Source organism: Kamptonema formosum PCC 10802 (genome assembly GCF_000332335.1).
In the GTDB taxonomy this organism is placed as follows: Bacteria; Cyanobacteriota; Cyanobacteriia; order Cyanobacteriales; family Oscillatoriaceae; genus Oscillatoria.
In genome coordinates this window covers 1,519,738-1,535,949 of sequence record NZ_KB235948.1, presented here as the reverse complement: position 1 = coordinate 1,535,949, position 16,212 = coordinate 1,519,738, and the positions used below count along the sequence as shown (strand labels likewise).

The window sequence follows — 16,212 nt, the reverse complement described above, 5'->3', positions numbered from 1 at the left end:
CTGAGGGATTATTTCACCTGCCAAACTTTTATATAAACTTCTAAATGCATTCTCCCCAGTCGTTTTTTGTCCTGTTGCTGCAATCAAAGCTTTGATGCTCCTTTAAGTCAGTGAGGGCTCTGTCACACACCTTGCGGTGTGCGCGAATGGGCAGCTTCCAAACTTTCTCTGTTTTTACTTTGGCATATCCCCTGCAAGTCAGGATCTTCTTTAATGTTTGTTTTGTACTTGCGGAGTCCGGAGAGCCTGCGACTGAAAATATGGAGGATAGCCTGAAAATCTTCAAGCATCTCTCGCTCGGGGCTGTAGGAACACTCCTCCCCTGGCTTCCCCAAGTGGTTGTTCAGAACCAGAATCTCACAGTTGCAGCGCGCTAACAGCCATGCGATAAGATCGTAACCGAAGCGGCACAGTCGGTCTTTGTTGGTAACGACAACCCTTCCGACATCGCCTGACAAAATTCGTTCCAATAAGCCCAGCAACCCTTTTCGTTTAAAACTGAGTCCCGAGCCGATGTCTCGGATGACTTCACACTCTGGGTAGTGAGAGAGAAGAAACTCAACTTGTCTCTCCAGGTCAGTTTTTTGAGAATAGCTGGAAACTCTGGCGTACAGGATGGTTGGTTTGCTGGTAGGCAGGGGATTGAGAATTGAGTCGATGTTGTACCGGCGCTGTCCGTTTGGCGTTTTAATCGTTTGGATTTTTCCTGCTTCTTCCCACCTGAGGAGCGTTCTAAGTGAAACCCCAAGCTTGGCTGTTGCCACTCTTGCGGGCACATAGTTGGCCATCTGCCTCTCCTTACTAAATTTTCTCCAATCTAGCAAGCATTTTAAGCTTTGTCAAGCCTTGTCAAGCGATGTTAAGTAAATCGTTTCCGAGGAGTTGACTCTTCCCCATTGTTGGGTCGGAGGGAATGGCTGTCCAACGTCGGGACTTCACCGTTTTGGGGTCGGAGGGAACGCCTGGGCGCGAATTTTTGTAAAGTTATGTTAAGTATTAAGTGCGATCTCTAGCAAATAGCAGCATGGACATCGATCAGATTGAAGCCGGTTTAAAGAGTTCTGATTCGCAAGCTCGTCTGCGGGCGCTGACCGCATTGAGGAACTATGACCCGCCGGTGGCGGTTCCCCTGCTGAAAACCAAACTGCGGGACCCGGAATTTTTGGTGCGCTCGTTTGTGGCGATGGGACTGGGGAGAAAGCAAAGCCCTGAAGCCTTTGACGCCCTGATCGAGCTCCTCAGCAGCGACAGCGACTATAATGTGCGGGCGGAAGCGGCCAACTCCGTGTCCTTGTATGGAGAGCCGGCAGTCCCGCATTTGCTGAGAGCGTTTCGTGACAACAGCCACTGGCTGGTACGCCGCAGCATTCTGGCGGCGCTGGTGGAATTGCCACACCCGGAAGCGCTGTTTGAGGTGTGCGCCAGCGCTCAGGCCGACCCGGACTTGACCGTGCGGGAAGCGGCGATTGAGGCATTCGGCATCTTTGCCGGCACGGCTAAACAGGCTCAAGCGCTGGAGCATCTGCTGGCGCACGCCAGCGATCCCTCGTGGCGCATTCGCCTGCGAGTGGCGCAGGCGCTGAGAAAATTTGACGCCCCACCGGCATTGGAAGCCCTCAGCCGGCTCAGACACGATGAGGATCATCGGGTTGTTGCCGCCGTGCTGGAAGGATTGCTTTAGCCAGTTGCCTGTGACAGCCACAGCAAGCTGCCCAGGATCGCCACCGCCACAGCGAGGGCGATCCAAATAAATCGGTTGTCTTTTGTATTCACTTGGCCCAGATCGGCAGGCTCCGGTTCCGGTTGCTTTCGGCGCTGAGGGGAACGCTTCACCGAGGACGGTTTGCTGACCAGCGCTTCCCGCTCCTCACCCTTATCCAGAGCCGTCAAGTCGGGTATTTCAACCAGCCATTCCGGGCGGGTGCGCAATTCAGGGGCTTCCAGAATGTAGAGCAACCGGCGTCCTTGCTTGCGGGTTTCCAGATAGGGGTGCAGCGTCAGCTGCTTGCACAGGGCGATCGCTTCCGCGCGCTGACCGGCAGCTTCGTAAGCCGTCACCAGCCAAAGAAGCACCTCTCCCCCCAAACTGGAGTTGCGCTCAACCAGATCCCGGGCTTTTTCCAAATGCTGGACCGACTGGCGGTACTGGCCACGCTCAAAGGCCGCTTTGCCAGCCTGGTACTGGGTTTTGACGATTTCTAAGCTTTCCGAACTCACGCTGTTTTTTTACCCCTGAGTGGCCGTCAGGATGGGCCCAAATGCCGGCGGTGCCCTGGGAAGCCCGCACCTTATTTATTTTTACCACTTCCCGCAGCTAGGGAGTCTCACATATCAAAACCTTCCGCTGCCCCTCAGCCCGCGCCCCCTTTACTGCCCAACCCTTTAAATTAGCATTTATTTGCCAATCTGACAAGGGGAAATTATAGCAGTATGCACTTAGGTTAGGACATTATATCAAGAGGCACGGCGTTAGCGCAGCGGCGCGTAAGCGCTACGCCGGGCCTACGCCTTTTTCCCTAGGTCACTGATGTCCTAACCAATATGACTGCTGCTATAGAAGATGTCAGGGAGATTGTGCCGGTGAATTCAGAATTTCTACTCTCCCCAAAACGCTGCCGGTGTTAGCGCTGCCGGTCTGCGGTTAAATCTACGGGAGCATCCCGGTTGTGGGAGCGCAGCCCATATCAATGCGACAGTGATTTCAGCAGGGAGTAGGAGGACAAGATTTTTAGGCTAACCAATCCCGGAAACGGGATTGAAACAAATCTACTCACCGGGATGCGCACCGGCGCAAGCCGCCAGCCATTTCTCCTCCCTCTCCCCCTCTCCCCCGCCCCCCGATCTCCAAAGAGGGTTGCGAAATCCCCCGATTTCTCCCTCTCCCCCTCCCCACAAGCGAGCCTCGGGACATATCCATTTTTTGAGGGTTGAGAACTCGCTCACCCGATTGGGTGTAGACAGGTGTACTGAGATGTGCTATTCTAGCTAAAATAGCAAATTTTTTGACTTGAGAATGACCCAATCTTTTGAGAGAGTTCGCTCAACTCCTGCCCAGTTAAATCCGTTTCCGAACCCGAACTTTTTTGATGGGGATAAGCGTGGGTGCCTTTAGATAAAAGCTTGCCATCCTCATCCCCCAGCCCCCATATCCCTGTCCCCCGGCGGGTTGCAGATTGCAAATGAATGCAAATAGACATGCCGGCAAGATTTGGCTTTGTCAGAGGGGAAAGTAAAAAATTTGTTACAGTAAGGGGGAGTGGCCAAGAGTGGCGAGAGAGCTAGATCGGGAACTCATTGAATAATTTTGCGTCAGGGCATTTTGCATCTTCCGCAGGAAACAAGTAGTTAAGGAGTGAAAGCATGCGCGTAAACCTGTTTGATGCGAGTTACTATGCGGAGCGATATCCAGACCTAAAAGCTGCAGGGCTGACTACGGAGAAACAGTTACGCGACCACTTTGAACAATATGGGGTAGAAGAGGGCCGTCAGTGTTCAGCCTTGCAGATCGATCTGGACTTATATGCGGCCAGCAATCCCGACCTGGCAGCAGCAGGGCTGACCACTAAACAACAATTATGGGATCACCTGGAAAACTTCGGTGTCGGTGAGATGCGCAAGTTCACGCCGCTGATCGACCTGAAGTTCTATCAGGAGAGCAACCCCGATTTGGCTTCCCTGAACTCAGAGCAACTGGTCGAGCATCTGGTGACTTATGGCATGGCTGAGGAGCGCCAGTTCTCGCCGTTTGTCGATCTGAAGTTCTATCAGGAGAGCTACGAGGATTTACGCGGCCTGAGCAACAGACAGCTGTTTGAGCATCTCGTGACTCATGGCATGGCGGAAAAACGCCAGTTCTCGCGGTGGATCGACCTGAAGTCCTACGAGAAGAGCAGCGAAGATTTGGCCGGCCTTAGCGGCGCACAGCTGTTTGACCACCTGTTAAATTTTGGGTTCAAAGAAGGGCGCAAGTTTAGTGAGACTTTCACCATCAATGACTTGATGGAGCAGCTGCCAAACGTTGACTGGGCGCAAGTGTTAGGGGTGGCTGCTGGCTCAACGGTGCCGGCGACTTCCACAACCACCGGCACGGCAGATGACAGCTCAACCGCGTCGGGGACTTCCACAACCACCGGCACGGGTGCCGGCAGCACAGCAGGCTCGACTTCCACAAGCACCAGCACGGCAGATGACAGCTCAACTGCGTCGCTACCACTACCGCCGGTGACGGGGGCGGAAAGCTCAACCGGCTCGACTTCCACAACCACCGGCACGCCAACTGACAGCACAACCGGCTCGACTTCCACAACCACCGGCACACCAACTGACAGCACAACGGGCTCGACAGACACAACCACCGGCACACCAACTGACAGCACAACCGGCTCGACTTCCACAACCACCGGCACACCAACTGACAGCACAACCGGCTCGACAGACACAAGCACCGGCACACCAACTGACAGCACAACTGGATCGACTTCCACAACCACCGGCACGCCAACTGACAGCACAACCGGCTCGACTTCCACAACCACCGGCACACCAACTGACAGCACAACGGGCTCGACAGACACAACCACCGGCACACCAACTGACAGCACAACCGGCTCGACTTCCACAACCACCGGCACGCCAACTGACAGCACAACTGGATCGACTTCCACAACCACCGGCACAGATGCCGGCAGCACAACCGGCTCGACAGACACAAGCACCGGCACGCCAACTGACAGCACAACCGGCTCGACAGACACAAGCACCGGCACGCCAACTGACAGCACAACCGGCTCGACAGACACAACCACCGGCACGGGTGCCGGCGGCACAACCGGCTCGACTTCCACAACCACCGGCACACCAACTGACAGCACAACCGGCTCGACTTCCACAACCACCGGCACGCCAACTGACAGCACAACCGGCTCGACTTCCACAACCACCGACAGTAATGCCGGCGGCACAACGGGCTCGACAGACACAACCACCGGCACGCCAACTGACAGCGACAATATGCCACCGGTACAGCCGGTCCCGCCAGTAGACGGAGACATGCCGCCCTCAGAACCGCCACAAGGGGGATTTCCAGGGCAGATGCCGGGGATGCCAGGGCAGATGCCAGGGATGCCAGGGCAGATGCCTGGGATGCCAGGGCAGATGCCGGGGATGTCAGGGCAGATGCCTGGGCCATCGTCCGTGCCAGCGTCAGGGGGAATGCCAGCTTCACCGGGGATATCAACCTCACCAGCAGCAGGAATGCCAGAAGCTGGGGATGTGCTCGATTCGCCACTGATGCCGCCGTACAATCCCGAACCCCCGGAAAACTATCAGGATCTCGGCCTCTTGGACGAAAACCTGGGCGCTATTCAAAACATAAACGACTCAGTGAGCGAAGCCGAACCACAGGATAACTACCGGTTCACCGTCAGCGAGTTTGGAGAGTTCAACCTCACCATCAGCGGATTGAGCAGCAGTGCATACATATCTATACTGGACGCTTGGGGGTATCCAATCAATTCGGCTTATGGTGACGCCAGTCAACAGGCATCCCTAACCAGCCCGTTAAAGCCAGGTGATTACTTCGCTCAAATCAATTCCTATGGCGGAGAGACTGACTACACTATAAACCTGGGAGTGACAGAGCCAACAGATATTGGCAGCCTGAGCTCGCCGCAAACCGTGAGCGACTCTGTGGGAGCATCTGACCGGGGAGATCTCTACAGCTTCACTGTGGATTCACTCACTGAAGTCAGCCTGCTTCTTTCGGGAGTGACCAGCAGTGCCTACGCCCAATTGCTCAACAGCGAAGGGAATTATCTCAGTTCGGCATGGAGTGACGGCACTCAGTCAGGCTCGGGGAGCAGCCTTTTGAAGCCAGACACATACTTCGTGTACGTCAGCGCCGATGGCAGCGACACCAACTACGAGCTCAGCCTGGAAGCCACAGCGCCAACCGATCTTGGCACCGTGAGCGGGGAGGCAGAACCGGTCAGCGACTCGCTGAGCGCAGCGGACCCCACGGATTACTTTGCCTTCACCCTGGAGGAATCCAGCGAAGTGAGCGCGATTGTTGATGGCTTGAGCGCGGGTGGGTATCTCAATCTCTTCGACAGCAAGGGGAATTACATCAGTTACGCATGGAGTGACGGCACGACAGCGGCATCACAGAGTAACCTCTTATTAAACGAGGGCACTTATTTCGGCGAGGTCACTGGGTATGGTAGCGAAACCAACTACACGCTCAACCTGTCGGCGACGCCCAAAGCTATCCCCGCCGATAATGCCGGCAACACAAAAGAAGACGCTCTAGACCTGGGCGTCTTGAGCGATACCCAGTCCCCCCTGAGTGACTGGGTGGGGAACCCTGTTGACCCGACAGATTTCTACAAGTTCACCCTGGAAACACCCAGTGAGTTGAGCTTGATCCTGGATGGGGCGAGCGGCGCAGGTCCGTATGTCACTCTCTTCGACAGCGAGGGGAATTACATCAATTGGGCTTGGGATGACGGCACGAATCCTGGGTTCGTGACTAATTTGTTGGAGGCGGGCACTTATTTGATTCAGGTCGATGGGTCTTGGAGCAACACCGGCTACACCCTGGACCTGTCGGCGACGCCCAAAGACATCCCGGACGATCCTGCCGGCGAGACTTTAGAGGAAGCTCAGCAGCTCGGCGCACTGGGGGCTGCGCAAACCGTGAGCGGGTGGGTGGATTCGCGTCTCGACTTCACAGATTACTTTGCCTTCAGCCTTACGGAATCGAGCCGGTTGAACATGGCTCTGGAGGGCTTGACTGGGCAAGGCGCATCTCTGTCTCTCCTCGACAAGAATGGGAACTGGATCGGCGGGATATGGGGTGACAGCACTCAATCGGATTCGCTGAATATCCTCTTGGATGCGGACACCTATTTCATCCAGCTTTCTCCGTCTTGGGGCAGCACGGAATACGATCTCAACCTGTCGGCGACGCCGGAAGCTATCCCCACTGATAATGCCGGCAACACGCCAGAGGAGGCTGTGGACTTGGGCGCTTTGGGTGCTATCCAACCCGTGAGTGACTGGGTGGGGAACCCGGCTGACTCTAGTGATTGGTACACGTTCTCCACCGACAGTGCCGGTGGAGGCAGCGTGACTCTCGATGACTTGAGTGCCGGTGCGTCTGTGTATGTCTACGACAGCAATCAGGCATATATCACTGGGGCTTATGGTGACGGCACCACACCGGCATCGGTGAGCTTCTCCTTACCAGAGGAGGGCACCTATTTGGTTCAGGTCACTACCTATCAAGGCGATACCGAGTACACCCTGGAGGTGGTACCGGGTTCGGGCAACAGCGCCGGCGATCCAGGGCCGGTGCCGGTGCCCATGCCGGTGCCCATGCCGGTGCCGGTGCCGGTAGAGCAGGGGATAGCCGCTGGCGAACCGGCACCGGGGACAAATCCCGACGGGTCGGCTGTGGGTGGCGAGCCGATCGATAGTGAAGAGGACTGGATCGCTATTGACGAGCCGATCGATGGCGAACCGGCATCGGGAGCACCGTCTGCGCCCGCAGCAATGCCACCGGCAGGGATGGTGCCAGCAGGGCCAGGGGCAGCTCCAGTGCCCGGGGGGATGCCACCGGCAGGGATGGTGCCAGGGGCAGGGGCAGCTCCAGTGCCCGGGGGGATGCCACCGGCACCGCCGACGCCAACCCCGATGCCAACGCCGACGCCAGCGCCGGCATCGATGTCTGCGGCAGGTGGGCTTGGAATGGTTGCAGCGGACCAAGCACCAGGAAAAATGATCTCTGCAGCTGGGGGTATTGCAATCGATCCCATGCCGCCGGTTGAGCCAGTTGATTTGCAATCGGCTCAGGATATCGGCACTTTGGGCGAAATTAAAACCCTTAACGACTCCGTAACCGCCGACGATACTGACGATCTGTACCGCTTCACGGTGGGCAGCACCAGTGAGGGCAGCTTCACCCTGGCTGGACTGAGCAGCGGCGCGAGTGTCATTCTGCTGGACAGCAACGGGCATCAAATCAATTCGGCTTACGGTGACAGCACCTCTTTGGGAGTGTTCAGCACCCTGTTGCAGCCGGACACTTACTACCTCCAAGTCAAGGGGTATGGCAGCCAGACGAACTACCAGCTCAACTGGGGAGGGACTCCGCCAACAGAAATTGGCAGCCTGAGCTCGCCGCAATCTGTCAGCGAGTCAGTGGGCCAATCTGACCCCAACGATTACTACACCTTCACCCTCGACACCCCGAGTCAATTTAGCGTCAATCTCAAAGGCTTGATTGAGAGCGGGTACGTGAATCTGCTGGACGAAAACGGGCAGTATATCAATGGGGCGTGGAGTGACGGCACGACAGACGGCTCGCTGACAAACCTGCTAGCTGCGGGCAAATATTTCCTGCAGGTCACCGGGTATGGGAAAGACAGCAACTACACGCTCGACCTGTCGGCGATTGTCAAAGCCATCCCGCTAGATGGTGCCGGCAACAGCACCGCCGAGGCTAATGACCAGGGCGTATTGAGCGGCAGTAAGTCTGTGAGTGACTGGGTGGGGAATCCTGCTGACCGCAGCGATTACTACAAGTTCACCCTGGACACTTCCAGTTCAGTGAGCCTGAACCTCGAGGGACTGAGCAGCGGTGTGAGTTTCAATCTGTTCGACAGCAGCGGGAATTACATCAATTACGGGTGGGGTGACGCCACGACAGAGGCATCACTCAGCAGCCTCTTGCAGGCGGGCACCTATTACGTCGCGGTCGAAAGCTACTGGGGCGAGACGGACTACACTCTCAACTTGTCGGCGACTGCCAAAGAAATCCCCGCCGATAATGCCGGCAACACACTGGAGTTGGCGAACGACCTGGGTGTTTTGACCGAGGCGCAAACTGCGAGCGACTGGGTGGATAACTATCTTGACCCGGCTGATTACTACAAGTTCACCCTCGACAAATCGAGTAAATTGAACTTGACCCTGGATGGTTTGAGCAATCAGGGCGCGTATGTCAACCTGTTCGACAGCAGCGGCAATTACATCAATTACGCATGGGGTAACGGCACGACACCGGCATCGCTGAGCAGCCTGTTGGATGCGGGCACTTACTACGTGTTTGTCGGCGGGTATGCCGGTGGCACCGGCTACACGATCAACCTGTCGGCGACGGAGGAAGCTATCCCGCAAGATACTGCCGGCAGCACGCCAGCGGAAGCTCGAGACTTGGGGGCTTTGAGCCAGCCGCAAACCGTGAGTGAGTGGGTGGACAGCCGTCTTGACCTCACGGACACCTACGAATTCACCCTGGCCGAATCCAGTGAGGTCAGCTTGGGTGTTGACAGCTTGACCGGCGCTGCCTCTGTGTCGCTGCTCGACAGCAACGAGCAATATGTCACTGGGGCGTGGAGTGACGGCACGACTGTAGCAGCCGCCACTAAGCTCCTGCAGGCGGGGACTTACTTCGCTCAGGTCAGCACATATACCAGTGATGTGGACTACGCTCTCAACCTGTCGGCAACGGCTAAAGCTATCCCCCCCGACAATGGTGGCGACACGCCGCAGGAGGCGACAGCGCTGGGTGACTTGAGTTCTGCCCAAACCCTGACTGACTGGGTGGGGAGCCCTGCTGACCCGAATGATTACTACAGCTTTACCCTCCCGGCTGCCGGCACGGTCAGCCTGACTCTGAATGGCTTGAGTGCCGGTGCGGGCCTGACGCTCTACGACAGCAATCAGGAATATCTCAATTCCGGTTATGGTGATGGCGCTAATCCGGCATCCCTCAGCCAGCAATTAGCTGCCGGTAGCTACCTGGTTCAGGTCAGCAGTTGGGAACAGACCGACTACAGTCTGAGCCTGTCGCCGGTTGTGTAGGGACTTTTTCTGGATAATTGATCCGCTCTCCAGGGTGCGTTAATAACGCACCCTTTTTTTTGCAGGGTGCTTTTGAGCCCTGCTGCCGGCTAATATAGCAGTATGCACTTAGGTTAAAACATTAGACCTTCAGGGCAGCCAGACGCTGCCCTACGTCTATATCCCAGTAGTAATATGGGTTAGGACAATAGGAGCCGGAGTGCGGGGGTGCAAAAGAGGCCGAAATGTACGAACCTAAGTGGCTGCTGCTATATCAACAAAGAGAGGCAGCACTCCGGCAATTAAGTGAAAATGATTAACCGGATAATAGTAGCGACCATAAACCGCAGGCCATTAAAAATGTGCTTTTTTGAAACCTGGATGATGGATATTCCGTTTATTTAGGTCTACATAAGAGTGCGGCTGCAACGGCTGGGGAAAGCAGCAGGGGCGGGTCTTGTGCCTGTCCCTGGAAGCGGAAGGGGGCCAAGGGGTGCCAGTACAGGGAGCGCCAAGAAGCGCCGGCTGCTTTGGCAGCAACGACGCCACCGGAAATGATATAGCGGAGAATCACAGGCAGTGGACAATTTGTTAAAAGGGGTCAATCTCTATTTAATTGGTATGATGGGTGCGGGCAAGAGTACGGTGGGGCGCATCTTGGCCAGGGAGTTGGGCTATCGCTTTGTGGACACGGACGCCCTGATTGAGCGAGTGGCGGGGATGTCGGTGAGTGAGATTTTTGCTGAGCGGGGGGAAGAGGGGTTTCGGGAACTGGAAGCGCAGGTGCTCGGGGAAGTGGCGGCGTACAAGAATTTGACAGTGGCCACGGGCGGGGGGATCGTGCTGCGCCGGCACAACTGGAGCTACCTGCACCACGGGATTGTGGTCTGGCTGGACGTGCCTGCGGAGCTGCTGATGGCCCGCTTGCAAGAGGATACCACCCGCCCACTGTTAAGAAACCCTGACCCAAAGGGAAAATTGCAGCAGCTTCTGGAGGAGCGGCAATCGCTGTACGCACAAGCTGATGTCCGCGTCAGCGTTGGGGAGGGGGAAACGCCCCAACAGGTTGCGGCGCGGGTGATTGAGGGGGTGCGCAAGGTGCTCAGACCTGAGGTGACGGGTGCCGGTGAGTCCAGCTAGCCGGTGGCAAATTGTCAAGAAATGCAGGTGGTTGAGAAACCCTAGCTGCCAGTAAACTGCAATTGACGCCCTTTTGTGTGATTGTAATTATCATGCCTACCCAACAAGATTTCGTCCAGGAAGCTGAAGCTATGCGGGTGCAAATCCTCAGTGAGGCGCTGCCCTACATCCAGCAGTTTGCCGGTCGCAGCGTTGTCGTCAAATACGGCGGCGCGGCGATGAAAGACAGCTCCCTGAAAGATAAGGTGATCCGGGACATTGTGTTTCTGTCCTGTATCGGCATGCGACCGGTGGTGGTACACGGTGGCGGGCCCGAAATTAACAGCTGGCTGGATAAACTGGGCATTGAGCCGCAATTCAAGAATGGTCTGCGGGTGACCGATGCCCCCACGATGGATGTGGTGGAAATGGTTCTGGTCGGTCGGGTGAATAAGGAACTGGTTTCGCTGATTAATCAAGCCGGTGGCTCGGCAGTGGGGCTGTGCGGCAAAGATGGCAATTTGTTCAAAGCTCGTCCGGAAGGTCAAGAAGGGATGGGCTTTGTCGGCGAGGTGACTAGGGTGAATACAAAACTTTTGGAGTCCTTGGTCAACAGCCGCTACATTCCCGTCGTCTCCAGTGTGGGGGAAGACGAAAACGGGCAAGCTTACAATATCAATGCGGACACGGTGGCGGGCGAACTCGCCGCTGCTTTGGGGGCGGAAAAGTTGATTTTGCTGACGGATACTGCCGGCATTTTGCGCGATGCGAAAGACCCCAAGAGTCTGATTGGTAAGTTGAAGATTCAAGAAGCTCGGGATTTAATCGACACCGGCGTGGTGAGCGGCGGGATGATTCCTAAGGTGAAATGCTGCGTGCGCTCCCTGGCTCAAGGGGTGCACGCCGCTCACATTATTGACGGTCGCATTCCCCACGCCCTGCTGCTAGAAATCTTTACTGATGAGGGGATCGGTTCGATGATTGTTGGGTAGGAGTATAAGATGTAACGGCTCGGTGCCGGTGCCGGTGGCGCTGCAAGCCAGTTGGGATTTCGCCGGCACAGGCGACGGCACAGGCGAGATGCCTGTCCTGCGGGGATGAAAGGCTGCGTGCGTTAAACCGGCACACTAACGCTCAAAACCCTCCCCTGGCAATCTCTCCGCATTTTCCCTTCTTCAAAACCCTTTTTGTGAAAAAAATACTGCCGAAAGAAGCGTTCCGGGGTGTGCGGTTTTTCGCACCTGTAAGGGGATTGGATATAACGTGAGCACCGGCATCCGCGAACCCGCCGGCCCGCTCAGGAGCCGCCGGCAAAAAACGGAATTGCCAAATATGCGATTTTAATGTTATAATTAGGAGCGGCCAAAATTCCGGAGGGGACTGCTGAGGTGCTGTAGATGGATAAATCGATTTGAGCCTGGAGACACATGAACATCCCTCTGATTGTGGATATTGCCGTAGGCTTAATTTTTATTTATCTGATATTAAGCTTGCTGGCTTCGGAAATTCAAGAACTGATCACCACCCTGCTGCAGTGGAGAGCGGAACATTTAAAGAAATCAATTGAAGTGCTGATCGCCGGTGGCAGTGACGACAGTGCGAACGCTCGGAAAGCGCGAGAGATCGCTAATTCACTTTACGATCACCCCCTGCTGAGGAACCTGAATCAGGAAGCGAAAGGACTGCTAGCCCAGTCATTCCGCCGGTTGAGCGAGGCAGTGGTGGGCTTGTATCGCCGGTTTGTGCCGAAGAGCGACAGCGTTTTTGACGGGAAATCTTCGGGTCCTTCTTACATTCCTGCGGAGACATTTGCTCGGACGCTCGTTGACACCTTGAAACTCAAACCCTTGGCTCAGGCGCTGACTGTTTCGCGCGTAGAGCGGTTTAAGCAAGATAGACTTTTGGGAGAGCTAGTCGAGATTTTAAATGAATCGAATCTGGGGGAGGGGGAGAGAGACTTAATTGAGAGAGATCTGAATAAGTTGGGGGAAAGCCTTGACGCTCTGGTTGCTGATTTACAAGCCGGTCGAACGAGCTTGGAGGTGACTGTTGAGCGGATGTCGGGCAAGCTGAACACCTATTTTGAAAATTGCAAGGTTGCCTTGGGCGCGGGCGAGCCGTCGGGGGAGATGTTTCTCAGACGGCTAGAATTGCTGAGAGAAGATGTTTTTGGGGCAGCTGAGACAAAAGCCTTGCTGCTCACCCTAAAGCCGAGTTTAACGGAGTTGATTAAAGTCCTTCTAAAAAATCCGGAACTCTACGCAGAGTTTGAACGGGCGATTCAAGATAAGGACAGCCCCACCTATAAAGGAATTGCTGCGTTAATTGATAGCTTGCCGGCGTCTCTCAAGCAGAGTCTGGCTGAACTGGCAGACCGTGTGAAAAGTGGGGATTACAGCATTGATGATGACATCAGCAACCTGCAAAAGCAAATTGAAACCTGGTTCGACCGCTCAATGGATCGAGCGTCTGGGGTCTATAAGCGGAATGCCAAAGGGGTGGCGATTTTGATTGGTTTAGTGGTAGCTGTGACTGCCAATGCCGATACGTTCTACATCGTGAATAGCTTGTCAAAAGATTCTGTGCTGCGAGCCGCGATTACAGAGAATGCAGAGCAGGTGGTCAGTAAAGGGGCTCAGACCGCAGAGCCTTTGGAAGAAATCAAGACAAGCGTTAGAAAATCCCTAGAGGACGTTTCCATGCCGGTGGGGTGGAGCGCGGCGAACCAGCAACAGCAGGTCAAGGAAAGCTGGCCTATTCCCTATCTCAAGCAGTTTTTGGGCTGGCTCGTCAGTGGGCTAGCCATTTCGATGGGTTCATCTTTTTGGTTTGATTTACTGAGCAAGGTTATGAATGTCCGTAATACTGGCAAAGCTGACTTCGCTAGCAAAAAAAAGGGGACTTCTAGCTAGTGCAGCTAGCAGGAGGAAACCGTCTGGCGCGGAGTGAGGAGTGAGGAGTGAGGAGAAGGGGAGAGTGGGGGAATTTCCCACTCTCCCTTTCTGTTTTGGGGGTGAGGGGTGAGGGGAGCCGGTGGGAGCTGTTTCGTTTCGTTTCGTTTCGTTTCGTTTCGTTTCGTTTTCTTTCTTTTTTTCAATCCCGGAAACGGGATTTATTTTCACGCCGGGCTGGAAGCCTCACCGGCCTCGCTAACAGCCCTTGATTATATATTATCACGCTTGGGCGCTTGCAGGGTTAGTTCCAGGGGAGCGCACCTTACTTCTAGCGGTTCTCAGTTGGATGAAGTGCGCCCCAGAAACCCGGTTTCTTAAAGAAACCGGGTTTCTCCGTACCCAGGATGAGAAACGCTATATTTCTATTGCTCAAGGGCGATGAATTTCCTCGCTCGCTGTGTTATAAGGGCGGTTACTGAGCTTGGGAGTGCGGAGCTATTCGGGTGGGGTTCGGGGGAACGCACCAAACTTATCTGCGCAAGGCGGTACAGAGGTGTGGGGGCGGGAATTAGCCAGCGAGAAATTGACGAGAAGCATGTTCTACCGTGATCTGGCTCACAGTAGACGTTTTGAATTTATAGGTAAAGTAAAGATAAGTCGGGCACTGATGCGTCAGTCTCTGCTGTTGATCTGCCGGCAGCCCCTTTTGGGAAACCGGACATGCCAGCGAGACAGGTGTTTTGGAGATCGGGTGACGCTGCGCTCTGGGGAAAGTAATGGAATGGGCCAGCTGGATGCGCCAGTGCAGCTTCGATTCCGTTTCCAGGAGCCTTTCAATGGCCATTGTGTCGCGCTTGTGGCACACTTGTGGCACAGGTATCCGGGCTGGGATGGGTGCCGGTTTTTCGGGGGTGTAAATTTTTGTGTGCCGGGTTGCGCCAAAGGGTTCTGCTTGCCTGTATATTTACCAAAGCCCTGGCTTAAAACGCGAAGGGCTGGCAAGGGTTGCGAGGGCTTCTCACCTGTGCTGAGTGTGTCAAATCGGGACGCACTCGACGCACTCAAAGTTCCCCACCCCGCCCGAGCGTGCCGAATCGACCGTTAAACCCGCCCTTACGATTTCACGCATTATGAAGAAGCATGCGGTTCTTTAATATTACATTTCTTATCGGGCGGTCGGCCAATCTAGAAAAATTTAATACAGCCAACCGCACAAGACTGTGAGTCTTGAATGAAGCTGGCAGAGCGCCCGAAGGTTTTCTGTAGTGAATCCGGCAGTAAGTGAATGGAAAAGGGGGATTGGGGAAAATGGATAATTTAGTGAAGGAACTGCAAGAACGCAACGCAAGACTGGAGCAAAAAGTCGGGGAGCTGACCCGGGAACTCCAGGGAAAAGACGAGTGCCTCTTTGAAGCGCTGGCAGAGATGCAGCGGATGAAGGAACATCTGGTGCAAATGGAAAAAATGTCGATGCTGGGTCAGATGGTGTCCGGGATTTCCCACGAGATTAATAACCCGATTAACTTTATCTACGGGAATTTGCCCTATGTGGAGGAGCATGTAGACGCTCTGCTGAAGGTTCTGGAGGCATACCAGTCGGCTTACCCGAGCCAAAGCTCTGCGGTGGAAGATGCGCTCTTGGAGGCGGAACTGGATTTTGTCGTGGAAGATTTGCCGCGCATTGTTGACTCTATGAAGCTGGGGGCGGACAGGATTAGGGAGCTGGTTCTCAACTTGCGGAATTTCTACCGGCTGGATGAAGCGCAGATGAAACCGGCGGATCTGAATGCCGGCATTGAAAGTACGCTGGTGCTGCTGCACAACCGGTACAAGCAAAAGATTGAGATTCTGCGGCAGTTTGGGGATCTGCCGCCGGTGGAGTGCCACATCAATCAGCTGAATCAGGTTTTTATGAATCTGATCTCTAACGCGATTGATGCGTTCCAGGCGAAGGAAGCGAGTAATGGCTGCTGCGTTCCGAAGCGGATTGCGATTGCGACTGAAGTGGTGAGCGCAGACCGAGTTTCGATCAGTATTTCCGACAACGGGCTGGGCATGCCCCCAGATGTCCTGGCGCGAGTGTTTGAGCCGTTCTTTACTACTAAACCGATGGGCGTGGGCACCGGCTTGGGGCTGTCCATTTCCCACCAGATTGTCACGCAAACCCACGGAGGCGAAATCTATTGCCTTTCGACGCCTGGTGTTGGCACGACCTTTATTGTGGAACTGCCGGTGCGCCAGTCCAAGGCGTGCCGAGAGGGAAGCTGTGGGCAGGGGGGCACCGGCGATCGAAACCGCGTTGCAGGAATTCCAGTTTAGGTGCGGCTTTTGGGGAGAAATCTGGGGAGTTGCAGCT

11 protein-coding genes are annotated in these 16,212 nt (G+C 55.2%); 6 read left to right on the top strand and 5 right to left on the bottom strand.

Going from position 1 to position 16,212, the window contains the following annotated elements; translation table 11 throughout:
- Positions 1-122 precede the first annotated feature (122 nt).
- Positions 123-788: an IS607 family transposase gene (locus OSC10802_RS38945; protein WP_017715990.1), complete on the bottom strand. Its 666-nt coding sequence runs from the start codon at positions 786-788 to the stop codon at positions 123-125.
- A gap of 236 nt (positions 789-1,024) precedes the next feature.
- Here OSC10802_RS38945 and OSC10802_RS0106565 point away from each other — a divergent pair, with 236 nt between their 5' ends.
- Positions 1,025-1,681 carry a HEAT repeat domain-containing protein gene (locus OSC10802_RS0106565; protein ID WP_017715989.1) on the top strand — a complete coding sequence of 219 codons (657 nt, stop codon included), beginning with the start codon at positions 1,025-1,027 and terminating at the stop codon, positions 1,679-1,681.
- On the opposite strand, the gene OSC10802_RS0106560 is transcribed toward OSC10802_RS0106565, so the two are convergent.
- Both OSC10802_RS0106560 and OSC10802_RS0106555 read right to left on the bottom strand, forming a co-directional pair.
- Positions 1,678-2,217 (bottom strand): tetratricopeptide repeat protein, encoded by a 540-nt coding sequence (locus tag OSC10802_RS0106560; protein ID WP_017715988.1) that lies wholly within the window; start codon positions 2,215-2,217, stop codon positions 1,678-1,680. The two genes, OSC10802_RS0106565 and OSC10802_RS0106560, sit on opposite strands and share 4 nt — an antisense overlap.
- A gap of 764 nt (positions 2,218-2,981) precedes the next feature.
- Positions 2,982-3,197, bottom strand: a complete 216-nt coding sequence (locus OSC10802_RS0106555) for a hypothetical protein (RefSeq protein WP_017715987.1) — start codon at positions 3,195-3,197, stop codon at positions 2,982-2,984.
- Between the two features lie 163 nt (positions 3,198-3,360).
- On the opposite strand from OSC10802_RS0106555, the gene OSC10802_RS0106545 reads away from it, so the two are divergent.
- Entirely contained in the window at positions 3,361-9,864 is a 6,504-nt protein-coding gene (locus OSC10802_RS0106545; RefSeq protein WP_155967423.1) for a PPC domain-containing protein, read from the top strand.
- Positions 9,865-10,240: 376 nt separating this feature from the next.
- On the opposite strand, the gene OSC10802_RS48995 is transcribed toward OSC10802_RS0106545, so the two are convergent.
- Entirely contained in the window at positions 10,241-10,417 is a 177-nt protein-coding gene (locus OSC10802_RS48995; RefSeq protein ID WP_155967422.1) for a hypothetical protein, read from the bottom strand.
- A 5-nt stretch (positions 10,418-10,422) separates the two neighbouring features.
- Between OSC10802_RS48995 and OSC10802_RS0106540 the strand changes: the two genes are divergently transcribed.
- From OSC10802_RS0106540 to OSC10802_RS0106520, 3 genes are all read left to right on the top strand, one after another.
- Positions 10,423-10,983, top strand: coding sequence for a shikimate kinase (locus tag OSC10802_RS0106540; protein ID WP_017715984.1), 561 nt, complete (start codon positions 10,423-10,425; stop codon positions 10,981-10,983).
- A 92-nt stretch (positions 10,984-11,075) separates the two neighbouring features.
- On the top strand, positions 11,076-11,954 hold the full coding sequence (argB, locus tag OSC10802_RS0106535) for an acetylglutamate kinase (RefSeq protein ID WP_017715983.1): 879 nt from the start codon (positions 11,076-11,078) through the stop codon (positions 11,952-11,954).
- Positions 11,955-12,389: 435 nt separating this feature from the next.
- On the top strand, positions 12,390-13,874 hold the full coding sequence (locus OSC10802_RS0106520) for a hypothetical protein (protein WP_017715981.1): 1,485 nt from the start codon (positions 12,390-12,392) through the stop codon (positions 13,872-13,874).
- A 550-nt stretch (positions 13,875-14,424) separates the two neighbouring features.
- On the opposite strand, the gene OSC10802_RS0106515 is transcribed toward OSC10802_RS0106520, so the two are convergent.
- Entirely contained in the window at positions 14,425-14,730 is a 306-nt protein-coding gene (locus OSC10802_RS0106515; protein ID WP_044169991.1) for a hypothetical protein, read from the bottom strand.
- 434 nt (positions 14,731-15,164) lie between these two features.
- Here OSC10802_RS0106515 and OSC10802_RS0106510 point away from each other — a divergent pair, with 434 nt between their 5' ends.
- Positions 15,165-16,175, top strand: a complete 1,011-nt coding sequence (locus OSC10802_RS0106510) for a sensor histidine kinase (RefSeq protein ID WP_017715979.1) — start codon at positions 15,165-15,167, stop codon at positions 16,173-16,175.
- Positions 16,176-16,212: the final 37 nt, after the last annotated feature.

What these genes read in the sequence shown, in the direction of transcription:
- OSC10802_RS0106555 (WP_017715987.1), bottom strand. Translation starts at nt 3,197, where the DNA reads ATGTCTATTTGCATTCATTTGCAATCTGCAACCCGCCGGGGGACAGGG.
- argB (WP_017715983.1), top strand. Translation starts at nt 11,076, where the DNA reads ATGCCTACCCAACAAGATTTCGTCCAGGAAGCTGAAGCTATGCGGGTG.
- OSC10802_RS0106510 (WP_017715979.1), top strand. Translation starts at nt 15,165, where the DNA reads ATGGATAATTTAGTGAAGGAACTGCAAGAACGCAACGCAAGACTGGAG.
- OSC10802_RS38945 (WP_017715990.1), bottom strand. Translation starts at nt 788, where the DNA reads ATGGCCAACTATGTGCCCGCAAGAGTGGCAACAGCCAAGCTTGGGGTT.
- OSC10802_RS0106520 (WP_017715981.1), top strand. Translation starts at nt 12,390, where the DNA reads ATGAACATCCCTCTGATTGTGGATATTGCCGTAGGCTTAATTTTTATT.
- OSC10802_RS0106565 (WP_017715989.1), top strand. Translation starts at nt 1,025, where the DNA reads ATGGACATCGATCAGATTGAAGCCGGTTTAAAGAGTTCTGATTCGCAA.
- OSC10802_RS0106545 (WP_155967423.1), top strand. Translation starts at nt 3,361, where the DNA reads ATGCGCGTAAACCTGTTTGATGCGAGTTACTATGCGGAGCGATATCCA.